Source organism: Klebsiella sp. WP4-W18-ESBL-05 (genome assembly GCF_014169075.1).
Lineage (GTDB): Bacteria > Pseudomonadota > Gammaproteobacteria > Enterobacterales > Enterobacteriaceae > Kluyvera > Kluyvera ascorbata_B.
The window spans coordinates 66,409-77,301 of record NZ_AP022057.1; the positions used below are offsets into that span (position 1 = coordinate 66,409).

Annotated in this window: 11 protein-coding genes; 5 read left to right on the plus strand and 6 right to left on the minus strand. The window is 59.7% G+C overall.

From position 1 onward, the window contains the following. The first annotated feature begins 58 nt into the window (after nucleotides 1–58). The 4 genes from galB to H7R58_RS00330 are packed head-to-tail and all read left to right on the plus strand — an operon-like array spanning nucleotide 59 to nucleotide 3,459. A complete protein-coding gene (gene galB, locus H7R58_RS00315) occupies nucleotides 59–799 on the plus strand; it encodes a 4-oxalmesaconate hydratase (protein ID WP_106924849.1) in 741 nt (246 codons plus the stop codon). Continuing rightward, nucleotides 796–1,509 carry a 4-carboxy-4-hydroxy-2-oxoadipate aldolase/oxaloacetate decarboxylase gene (locus H7R58_RS00320; RefSeq protein WP_106924850.1) on the plus strand — a complete coding sequence of 238 codons (714 nt, stop codon included), beginning with the start codon at nucleotides 796–798 and terminating at the stop codon, nucleotides 1,507–1,509. Before galB ends, H7R58_RS00320 begins: the two co-directional genes overlap by 4 nt. Before the next feature lies 1 nt (nucleotide 1,510). Then, nucleotides 1,511–2,584 (plus strand): 4-oxalomesaconate tautomerase, encoded by a 1,074-nt coding sequence (locus tag H7R58_RS00325; RefSeq protein WP_182929772.1) that lies wholly within the window; start codon nucleotides 1,511–1,513, stop codon nucleotides 2,582–2,584. A 2-nt stretch (nucleotides 2,585–2,586) separates the two neighbouring features. Beyond that, nucleotides 2,587–3,459, plus strand: coding sequence for an NAD(P)-dependent oxidoreductase (locus tag H7R58_RS00330; RefSeq protein WP_182929773.1), 873 nt, complete (start codon nucleotides 2,587–2,589; stop codon nucleotides 3,457–3,459). Between the two features lie 96 nt (nucleotides 3,460–3,555). Here H7R58_RS00330 and H7R58_RS00335 read toward each other — a convergent pair whose 3' ends face one another. Further along, on the minus strand, nucleotides 3,556–3,843 hold the full coding sequence (locus H7R58_RS00335) for a YicS family protein (RefSeq protein ID WP_182929774.1): 288 nt from the start codon (nucleotides 3,841–3,843) through the stop codon (nucleotides 3,556–3,558). Nucleotides 3,844–4,046: 203 nt separating this feature from the next. On the opposite strand from H7R58_RS00335, the gene H7R58_RS00340 reads away from it, so the two are divergent. Then, on the plus strand, nucleotides 4,047–4,571 hold the full coding sequence (locus H7R58_RS00340; RefSeq protein WP_182929775.1) for an Rpn family recombination-promoting nuclease/putative transposase: 525 nt from the start codon (nucleotides 4,047–4,049) through the stop codon (nucleotides 4,569–4,571). 37 nt (nucleotides 4,572–4,608) lie between these two features. Here the strand turns inward: H7R58_RS00340 and H7R58_RS00345 are convergent, their stop codons facing one another. The 5 genes from H7R58_RS00345 to H7R58_RS00365 all read right to left on the minus strand — a co-directional run bounded on the left by H7R58_RS00345 (nucleotide 4,609) and on the right by H7R58_RS00365 (nucleotide 10,893). Beyond that, on the minus strand, nucleotides 4,609–5,511 hold the full coding sequence (locus H7R58_RS00345) for an EamA family transporter (protein ID WP_182929776.1): 903 nt from the start codon (nucleotides 5,509–5,511) through the stop codon (nucleotides 4,609–4,611). A 90-nt stretch (nucleotides 5,512–5,601) separates the two neighbouring features. After that, nucleotides 5,602–7,056: a PTS N-acetylmuramic acid transporter subunit IIBC gene (gene murP, locus H7R58_RS00350; RefSeq protein WP_106924856.1), complete on the minus strand. Its 1,455-nt coding sequence runs from the start codon at nucleotides 7,054–7,056 to the stop codon at nucleotides 5,602–5,604. A 14-nt stretch (nucleotides 7,057–7,070) separates the two neighbouring features. Next, nucleotides 7,071–7,979, minus strand: coding sequence for an N-acetylmuramic acid 6-phosphate etherase (gene murQ, locus H7R58_RS00355; protein WP_106924857.1), 909 nt, complete (start codon nucleotides 7,977–7,979; stop codon nucleotides 7,071–7,073). A gap of 160 nt (nucleotides 7,980–8,139) precedes the next feature. Further along, nucleotides 8,140–9,303, minus strand: coding sequence for a multidrug effflux MFS transporter (locus H7R58_RS00360; RefSeq protein WP_182929777.1), 1,164 nt, complete (start codon nucleotides 9,301–9,303; stop codon nucleotides 8,140–8,142). A gap of 219 nt (nucleotides 9,304–9,522) precedes the next feature. After that, a complete protein-coding gene (locus tag H7R58_RS00365) occupies nucleotides 9,523–10,893 on the minus strand; it encodes an efflux transporter outer membrane subunit (protein ID WP_106924859.1) in 1,371 nt (456 codons plus the stop codon).

Sequence of the window (10,893 nt, forward strand, 5' to 3'; positions counted from 1 at the left end):
AATTACCCGCGGCGTTGTGGACATGACAAGCTGGAAAAAAACCAAGAAGGAAGCCCACATGTCTACTCTGATTACCCCAAAAAGCGCCCTTGTCGTCAGTGCTCACTCGGCGGATTTCGTCTGGCGCGCGGGCGGCGCTATTGCACTGCACGCAGAGCAAGGCTACCAGGTGCATATTGTTTGCCTGTCATTCGGCGAGCGCGGCGAGTCTGCGAAGCTGTGGCGCAAGGGCAATATGAACGAAGAGAAAGTGAAGCAGCATCGCCAGCAGGAAGCGCAGGCAGCGGCCGATATACTCGGTGCCAGCGTGGAGTTTTTTGATATTGGCGACTACCCGCTGCGTGCCGACAAAGAGACGCTGTTCCGCCTGGCGGACGTCTATCGCCGCGTGCAGCCGCACTTCGTTCTGACACACTCGATGCACGACCCTTACAACTACGATCACCCGCTGGCCTCCAATCTGGCTCAGGAAGCGCGCATTATCGCCCAGGCCGAAGGCTATCGCCCCGGCGAGCCGGTAGTGGCCGCGCCGCCGGTGTACTGCTTTGAGCCGCATCAGCCGGAGCAGTGCAACTGGAAGCCGGACGTTCTGCTGGATATCACCCGCGTGTGGGAGAAAAAGTACCGCGCTATCCAGTGCATGCAGGGACAAGAACACCTGTGGGAGTACTACACCCGTGTGGCCCTGCAGCGCGGCGTGCAGGCGAAGCGCAATATCGGTATTACCGCCGCGCGTGATATCAGTCATGCGGAAGGTTTCCAGAGCATCTTCCCGCGTGTGACGGGAGATCTGTCATGAGTTTACTTAATAAAAAAGGCCTCGCCATTCGCCATATTCCGCGTACCGACGGCAGCAAACTGCGCCAGTTTGCCGCTGCGGGGGTGGCGACAATTCATGAATCCCACGAACGCCAGGGGCTGATGAACCCGGATATTCGGCCGATTCAGCAGGACGTAAGCCGCGCGGGCAACGCCGTGACGGTGCTGGTGACGCCGGGCGATAACTGGATGTTCCACGTCGCCGTTGAGCTGTGCCAGCCGGGCGATATTCTGGTGGTGGCGCCGACCTCGCCCTGCGGCGACGGTTTTTTCGGCGATCTGCTGGCAACTTCGCTGCAGGCGCGCGGCGTGATTGGCCTGGTGGGCGATATCGGTATTCGCGACTCGCAGACGCTGCGCGAGATGGGCTTTGCGGTATGGTCGCGCCAGGTGTACGCCCAGGGCACGGTGAAAGAGACGCTCGGCTCGGTGAACGTGCCGCTCACCTGCGGCGGGCAACTGGTGACGCCGGGCGATGTGGTGGTGGCGGATGATGACGGTGTGGTGGTGGTGCCGCACGCGCTGGCCGACACGGTGCTGGCAAGAGCACAAAGCCGTATCGCCAATGAAACGGCCAAACGCGATCGGATGCGCAACGGTGAGCTGGGGCTGGATATCTACGCCATGCGCCCGCGGCTGGCGGAAAAAGGGCTACGCTACTTCGACTCGCCCGAAGACGTGAGGGATTAACATGTCTCAGCGCAGAATTCCCTGCTTATGGATGCGCGGCGGCACGTCAAAGGCGGCCTGCTTTCTGGCGTCTGACTTGCCTGCCGACGCGAAACAGCGCGATGCCGTACTGCTGGCGGTGATGGGATCGCCGGACGTCAGGCAGATTGACGGCATTGGCGGCGCCGACCCGCTCACCAGCAAGGTCGCCATTATCCAGCGCTCAATGCGCCCGGACGCCGATGTGGACTATCTTTTTGCCCAGGTGAACGTCGATCGCGCGGTGGTCGACTACGGCCAGAACTGCGGCAATATTCTCGCGGCGGTGGGGCCGTTTGCCATCGAACGCGGGCTGGTGCCGTTAACTGCGCCGGTGACTCAGGTGCGGGTGCATATGGTGAATACCGGGCAAATTGCGGTGGCGGAGGTGCGTTGCTCGGCGGAAGGGGTGGAATACGGCGGCGAAGCGCGCATCGATGGCGTGCCGGGCACCGCCAGCCCCATCATTCTCAACTTCCTGGATATTGCCGGTTCAACCTGCGGCGCGCTGCTGCCGACCGGCAACGTGATTGACCGCTTTGACGGCGTCGACGTCACCTGCATTGATAACGGTATGCCGGTGATCCTGTTACGTGCCAGCGATCTCGGGATATCGGGTTATGAAACCCGCGAGCAGCTTGACGCCAATAACGAACTGAAACAGCGGCTTGAGTCCATCCGCCTTCAGGCCGGGCCGCGCATGAATCTGGGTGATGTGGCCCAGCGCAGCGTACCAAAAATGACGCTCATCGCCGAACCGCGCGACGGTGGGGCCATCACCAGCCGCACCTTTATTCCTCACCGCTGCCATGCGTCGATCGGTGTATTCGGCGCGGTTAGCGTGGCCAGCGCCTGCCTGCTGCAAGGCTCGGTGGCGCAGGGGCTAGCGAAGGTGGCTGACGCGCGTGAATTGATGGTCAGCGTTGAACATCCAACCGGTGAGTTTAGCGTGGCGCTTCAGCGTGGCGATGACGGCGAGCTGGCGGGCTGCGGGCTGCTGCGTACCGCCAGGCTGCTGTTTGCCGGCGACGTATTTATTCCGGCTGCAAAGGAGTGACAATGAGACATATTGCGTTTATCGGTTTTGGCGAAGCGGGGACCATTCTGGCAAGCGAGCTGGCGCATCAGCATCGCGTTGTCGTGTGGGATTGCAAGCTCCGCGGGGGCGACCGTGAGGCCATGCTGGCAAAAGCCGAGCGGGCGGGTGTTCAGGCGGCGGGGTCGCTGGCGGAGGCGCTTGACGGCGCGGCGTGGGTGTTTTCGACCGTCACCGCCGGCGCCGCGCGGGAAGTGGCATTGCACAGTGCGGCACTCATGCAGGCCGGACAATATTTTCTCGACCTTAACTCCGTTGCACCGGATACCAAACGGCAGGCGTCTGAAGCCTTTGCACCCGGTGTTTACGTGGACGTTGCGGTAATGGCCCCCGTCCCCCCGGCGCGGATGAAAACCCCTCTGCTAGTGGGCGGCCCGCAGGCGCAGGCGGTCACCGATGTGCTTAACCAGCTCGGGTTTAACGCCCGCTACGGCGCTGATGCGGTAGGCAGCGTCTCGGCGATCAAAATGTGCCGTAGCGTGATGATTAAAGGGCTGGAGGCGCTGACCACCGAATGCCTGTTTGCTGCGCGAGCCTACGGCGTGGAGGCGGAAGTGCTGGCCTCGTTGCACGCCAGTTTTCCTTCGCTGGGCTGGGACGCTGCGTTTCCGGGCTACCTGATAAGCCGCGTCGCCGAGCACGGCGTGCGTCGTAGTGAAGAGATGGAAGAGGTGGTCAAAACCCTGCGCGATGTGGGCGGTGAAGGGCTGATGAGTCAGTCGACATCCCGCGTTCAGCGGGGGGTGCCGCAACAGATGCAGGCATACGGGCTTGATTATGCCGGGCTTGAGCCGTTCAGCTGGCAGCGGCTGGCGGATACGCTTAAGGGGCGGTGATACATGAGGCAGGCCTGATAAGCGTAGCGCCATCAGGCAATATTACCGCACATTGCCGGATGGCGGCTTCGCCTTATCCGGCCTACGATTTCAAGGTTATTTTGTCGGGCACTGAATGTCTTTAATCGCCTTTTCATAGGCCGCGCGGTCGTTCTTATCCAGCGCCCGCGTTGCGCTCTGCACCGCCGTTTTGTTGACAGCGGAGTCCAGAATCCGGTTGGCAAACTGGGTGTCGCTCAGCCCGGCGTGGGGCGGGCAGTTTTGCTTCACGTCTTTCACCACCTGCTGCTTTTGCTGCTCGAACTTCAGCCCTTCGAGCGGCGAAGCGACTACCGGCAGCGCCAGGCAGGCGGCCAACGAAATCGCGATACGGATTGTCTTCATCTCGGATGTCCTTATGTTGATACGCACCGTTAACTATAGCTGTATCCGTTATTTTGCGCCGCCGCTTCCAGCTACAGGTAGACGTTGCATCCATCCGTCGAAATCCTCCGTGGTGGCTCGCAAAGAGGCGAAAACACGGCGGTGACTCGCCTGTGTCGGGCGTAGAGTGCGTCTATTCGCTTTTTGGGTGACAATGGAACGCCATGACGACGCGCGCAGCTTCAACGCCGCACGATGCGGTTTTTAAACAATTTTTGTGCCACCCGGAAACGGCGCGTGATTTTCTCGCCATGGTTGATATCACCGTGGTGCCGGATGATGAGATTATGCAGCATCGCCGCGTGGCGCTGCTGGAGCTGGTGCAGAAGCATATTCGCCAGCGCGATCTGTTCGCGTTAGTCGACCAGATTGCCCAGCTGCTGGTTACGGGATGTGCTACTGACAGCCAAATGAAAGCGTTGTTTAATTATCTGCTGAGATCGGGAGATGCGGTTCGTTTTCACGAGTTTCTCCAGGCGACGGTTGAATGTGCACCAGAACAGAAGGATAAGATAATGACCATTGCAGATAGGTTGCGGGAAGAGGGGCATTGGGAGGGAGTGCAGCAGGGGGTACGTCAGGAGGCGTTACGCATTGCTCAAACGATGCTGGAAAACGGTATTGACAGCGCCATGGTTCAACTTATCACCGGTCTTTCCGCCGACGAACTGGCTGCTCTTCGTCACTAAATTTTAACCCGATAACCGACGTTATCGGGCCATTTCACTACACCGTTTTCACCCTGCGTCGCGAATCCAGCGAAATCAGCACCACCGAGGATAAAATCAGCAGCGTGCCCAGCCAGTCTGGCAGGGTAAAGCTGATGCCGAGCAGCAGCAGCGATAAAAACGCGCTGCTGAGCGGTTCGGCACAGCTGAGAATGCTGGCTTTCGGCCCGCCGATCATCTGTGCGCCTTTCAGGTACAGGCTGAAGGTGAGAGACGTGCCGATCACCACCAGGTAGAAAAAGGCCAGCAGCAGGTTACCGGTAATCACGATATGGGTGCCCTGACCGGCGTAGAACGGCAGCAGCATTGCGCCGCCGAGCAGCATGCTCCAGCCGACGATCGGCAGCGTACCGTAGCGGGCAATCAGCGTTGAGGGATAGGTGGTGTAGAAGGCGGCGGCAAAGGCGGAAGCAATCCCCCAGAACAGCGCCGCGCCGGAGATAGACAGCGAGGTGGGGTCGCCGTGGGTCACCAGCAGAAAAGTCCCGATTAGCGAGGTGGCGATAGCGGCGAAGACAAACGCGCCCGGTCGTGCCTTACGCACGATGGCAAACCAGGCCACGATGATCGTCGGCGATAAAAATTGCAAAATGGTCGCGGTGGCGGCGTTCGATTTTTCAATCGCCAGCAGGAAGGTCAGCTGCACGGTCATTGCGCCTACCAGCGAAAAAATCAGCAGGCTGAAGGTATCTTTGCGGTTGCGGAAGAGGCGAAAAATACCGTCGCCGTGCAGGAAAGAGAAGGTGAGGAGAATAAAACCGCCGGAGAGCAGGCGGATCATCGTCAGAAACGGCGACCCCATCTGGCTATGTTCCATAATGTACTGCGCGCAAACGCCGGAACTTCCCCACAATATCGCGGCAATTAAGACGTTAAGCATCCCTTTTCTGGTGGCACCCATTTTCCTCAACCCTGTCATCGTATTTTGTTGTGACGGGCATCATAGCATGGTGGAAAGCTTGCCCCCAGCGGCGTGCCGGGGGCAAAAGGGTTAGCTGAGATCGACGTTTTTGCTGCCGAACAGCCAGGTCAGCAGGAAGCCGCCAAGGTAGGCGACGGCGAGGCCCGCGGCGTAAACCGCCATCCCCGCATAGATGCCGCTGTTTGAGGTCATCAACGGGATGGCCACCAGGCCGGACGGACCGAAGACCGTATTCAGGCCAACCGGCAGCCCCATCCAGGCGACAAGGCCAATGAAGAAGCCGCCGCAGGCACCGCCGAGGCAGGCGGTGATAAACGGCTTCATACGCGGCAGCGTCACGCCATAAATCAGCGGTTCGCCCACGCCGAGCAGGCCGGGAATGATCGCTCCTTTAATCTGCGTACGCAGCAGTGAGCCCTGCTTCGCCCGATAGTACAGCGCCAGCGCCGCGCCTACCTGGCCCGCCCCCGCCATGGCCAGAATGGTAAACAGCGAGTTGAAGCCCTGCGCTTCCATCAGCGCAAAATAGACCGGCACAAAGCCCTGATGCACGCCAAACATCACCGCCAACAGGAACAGACCGGCCAGCACCGCAGAGCCGAACGGGTTACCGTTGAGGTGCAGGAACAGCCAGGACATCCCGGTAAACAGATAGCCGCCAATAGGCATAATGACCACGAAGGTAACCGCGCCCATGATCAGTAGCGTCACCGCCGACGTGAGGATCATGTCGAGGTTGGCGGGCATGATGCGGCGCACCTGTTTTTCGACCCAGGCGCCGATAATTGAAGCGATCAGTACGCCGATGATGTTCCCGCGCGGGTCAATGGTGTGGCCGAAGAAGTCGGAGATTCCGGAGTAGAAGCCCACCGCCGCTTTGGGGTCATAGCCCAGAATAAACAGCGCGGCGATAATCGCCCCGTTCACGCCCGAACCGCCGAACGCTTTCTGCGCGTTATAGCCAATCAGAATGCTCAGGAAGGTAAACATGCCCTTACTGAACACTTTCATGTAGCTGATGATATCCACCAGCGTGGCGTTCGGATGCGCGTTCTCCAGTACGAACAGCTGTTCGGCCAGGGTCGCAAAGCCGAGCAGCAGGCCTACGGCAATAAAGCCAGGGATCAGCGGCGTAAAGATGGTGGCAAACTTGGCGAGGAATTTCTGTACGCTGCTGGTTTGCTTACCCTTGAGCTCCTGCTTTTTGGCATTCGCGATATCGGCCAGCGATGCACCAGAGTCAGCTTCATGCGCTGGCGTTTGCGGGGCCTCTTCCAGCATCAGGTTCATCATTTCTGAAGCGGTCTGCGCTTTGCCCGGGCCGAGGATAATCTGGAACTGCTCGTTGCTGACCACCACGCCCATGACGCCTTCGACCTGGCGGATGGCGGCGACGTCAGCATGGTCCTCATTGCGCAGCGTCAGGCGCAGACGGGTCATACAGTTACCCGCCTGCACGACGTTTGGCGCCCCGCCTACCAGGGTGAGAATGCGGGCTATCATCTCTTTATTTATTTTTGCCATTCTACGAACCCTCGTCAGTGGGAGGCGTGTTGAAGCGCTTTGCGGATAAAACCGTTGTTGTCGGCCAGCAGCTTTTTGGCGTCGTCGGCGCTCAGATTCGCCAGCACCATCACGATGGCGGTTTTGCAGTGGCGGCCGCTGGCATCCAGCGCCGTCTGCGCGGTCTGGCGATCGCACTCGGTGGCTTCCATCACGATGGAAATCTGTCGCTCAATCAGCTTGGCGTTGGTGGCCTCTACGTCGACCATCAGGTTGCTGTAGACCTTGCCGCTGCGGATCATCGAACCGGTAGTGATCATATTCAGCACCAGTTTTTGCGCCGTGCCTGCTTTCAGACGGGTCGAGCCGGTCACGACTTCCGGGCCAACAACCGGCGTAATGGCGATGTCGGCGCGCTGCGCCATCTCGCCGTGCGGGTTGCAGCTGACGATAGCGACCAGCGCATTTTGCTGATGCGCGTATTCCATTGCTCCCAGCACGTACGGCGTGCGGCCGCTGGCAGCGATACCGACCAGCACGTCATGCTCGTTAAAGCCCAGCGTACGTAAATCTTCCGCGCCCTGTGCGGCGTTATCTTCAACGTTTTCAACCGCTTTCAAAATGGCGGTGTGGCCACCGGCAATCAGGCCGACAACCTGCTCAGGACGGGTGCCGAAGGTGGGCGGGCATTCGCTGGCGTCAAGAATACCCAGACGGCCAGAGGTGCCAGCGCCGATGTAAATCAGTCGACCGCCGTGACGGAAAGCATTCGCCACGCTATCAACCAGCTGCGCTATCTGCGGAATATACGGGGTGATGGCGTGAGCAACCTGCTGATCTTCGTTGTTAATGACCGTCAGCATCTCTTCAGTGGAGAGGGTGTCAATGTTAGCGCTGTTTGCGTTGCGTCGTTCAGTCAGCAATTTGCTCAAGTCAATACTCATAGGAAACCTCATCATTCACAGTGGCGAGCAGTATAAGGAATTAATTATTCCATTCATGTGAAGGTTATCACGATTAGAGGCACGAGGTAATCATGATTTACAGCGGTGGCTGGGAGTTTTGAGGTAATAAAATTGGAATATTTTATTACCTCTGTGAATTTTAGGGCGCGGTGCGCGGTTTAAGCAGCCCGAAAAACAGCGCAATTGCGTAGGAAATCGCCATCGCGAGACTCATTTTCAGCATGGTTTCACCGCCCAGTCCTGCCAGCGGCGCGGCAATGCCTCCGCAGACGAACATCAGCGTACCCATCAGCGCCGACGCGGTACCCGATTGCGCGCTGCTGACCGCGCTCATGGCTTCCGCACCGGAGACGGTGCTGATCCCGCTCATAAACGACACCGTGAAGAACAGGCCAATCAGCGCCATGACCGGCTGTTGCTGCCAGGCGAGCAGTAGGGTGACCAGCGCGCACAGCACCGCCAATAATAAACCCCGGCGCAGCAGCGTTTCCGCGGCGACGCGACGCGCCAGTTTTGAAAAGATCAGGGCGGCAATAATCAGCCCAATCCCGTTCAGGCCAAACAGCAGGCTGAACTGCATCGCGCTCATGCCGTATTCGCTCTGAATGACGAAGGAAGAGGAGCCAATGTAGGAAAACAGCCCGGCCATCATAAAGGCCTGAATCAGGCAGTAGCGCATAAAGCGGCGGTTTTTGAGAACCGGCGTTCCTTTCGGCTGCGTCGCTGCATCGGGGCCGTTGGCTGGCAGGGTTTCATGCAGTACGACAAGGCTTAAAAGCAGCAGCACCGCGCCGATTCCCGCCATCGTCCAGAACAAAATTCGCCAGTCAAACGCGGTGATAATATAGCCGCCGAGCACCGGCGAAAGCACCGGCGCAATGCCGTTAACGGTCATCAGCAGGGCGAAGAACTGAGTGAGCAGCGTGCCCTGATAGCGGTCGCGGGCGATCGAGCGTGATAGCACTGAACCACCGGCACCGGCGAAGCCCTGCAAAAAGCGCCAGACAATCAGCATATGAATATCGTGGGTGATGGCGCACATAGCCGATGAGAAGATAAACAGCAGCAACGACAGCGCCAGCGGCTTGCGGCGGCCAATGCGGTCGCTGAGCGGGCCAAAGAACAGCTGGCCGAGGCCAAGACCGAGCAGCGCGGCGGTAAGCGAGAGCTGGGTTTGCGTGCCGGTAGCGTTTAGCTGTTCGGTGATTTCCGGCAGCGCCGGGAGATAAAAGTCGGTACACAGTGGGCCAATAGCGGTTAGCAGACCCAGAACCACGACCCAGGAGGGGGAGATGCGCGGCATGAAAGCTCCTTTTATTTTTCATAATCAATGAGGGGAACGGTGCTGGCTGCACCCTCACCCCGGTCCTCTTCCTGGAAGGGAGAGGGGGAAAACCCGCGCCGGTATTTACCTACGACGCCAATCGGTTCCCTCGCCCCTTTGGGGAGAGGGTCTTGTAGGCCTGATAAGCGCAGCGTCATCAGGCATCGCAGGCACATTGCCGGATGGCGGCGAAACGCCTTATCCGGCCTGCACCCCGCCGCCCAGCGACTGCCAGAGCGTAATACGGTTCGCCAGATCCGTTTCCTGTAAGGCAATCAGCGTCTGCTGCGCTGACCACAGGGTGCGCTGCGCCGTCAGCGCGGTCAGGTAATCGCCAACGCCCGCCTGGTAGCGTTTCATCGCCACGTCCAGCGTCTGCTGCTCCGCCGCCACGTATTGCCTCTGCGCATCAAGCTGTTCGCTCAGCGTCTGGCGACGCGCCAGCGCATCCGCTACGTCCTTAAACGCGCTCTGAATCGTTTTTTCGTAGGTGGCGATTAGCCCCTTTTTCTCCGCCTCGGCGTAGCGAAGTTGCGCCAGATTGCTGCCGCCGGTAAACAGCGGCAGCGAAATAGACGGCGCGAAGGACCACACGCTCATGCCGTGGCTAAACAGTGAAGATAGCGCATCGCTGCCTACCCCGGCGCTGGCGGTGAGTGAAATGGTCGGGAAGAAGTTTGCCCGCGCCGCGCCGATATTGGCGTTGGCGCTCTTCAGATTGTGCTCCGCTTCCTGAATATCCGGGCGCGTTAGCAGTACGGACGACGAGACGCCCGCCGGGACCAGTGAAATGGTGTTGGCGGCCAGGCTCTCCAGCGTACCCGGGAGCAAGGCATCCGCTACGGTGGTGCCGGCCAGCAGGTTAATGGCGTTTTTATCCTGCATCACCAGCGTTTGGTAGCTGGCGACGCTGGCGCGCGCCTGCTGATAAACGCTCATCGCCTCACTCACGTCAGTGGCCGCCGCGGTGCCGATTTGCTGCTGACGCTGGACGATTTTCAGCGAGTCGGCGGCGCTTGCCATGGTTTGCTGCGCCAGCGCCAGGTTGCTGTTGTCCGCTGCCAGCGTGACCCACGCGGTGGTGAGCTCGGAAATCATCGTCAGACGGGTGTTCTGCGCGGTGAATTCGCTGGCAAGCCAGGTTTCACGAGCCGCGCGGGACAGACTCTGATTACGACCAAACAGATCCAGCTCGAAGCTGGAGACCGCGCCGTCGGCCTGCGCGGTGGTGCTCACCCCGCTCGCCAGCGTGCGGCTGCGGGTATTGCTGAGTTCGGCGTTAACGGTCGGCATTAACGACGCGCGGGTTTCGCCGTACTGCGCGCGAGCGGCGTCAATATCGGCAATGGCTTTTTGCACATCGCGGTTGCTGCTGAGCGCCTGGCTCACCAGCTTTTGCAGGCGCACATCGTTCACCACCTGCTGCCAGTTACCGACCACGGCGGTCGCTTCACCGTGGCTGCCCGGCAGCGTCGCCGGGATAGGCGCGTCCGGGCGCTGATAGTTGGGGTCCATCGACACGCAGCCCACGCTCAGAAGCGCAATAAATAAAACGGATAAACGGAACAT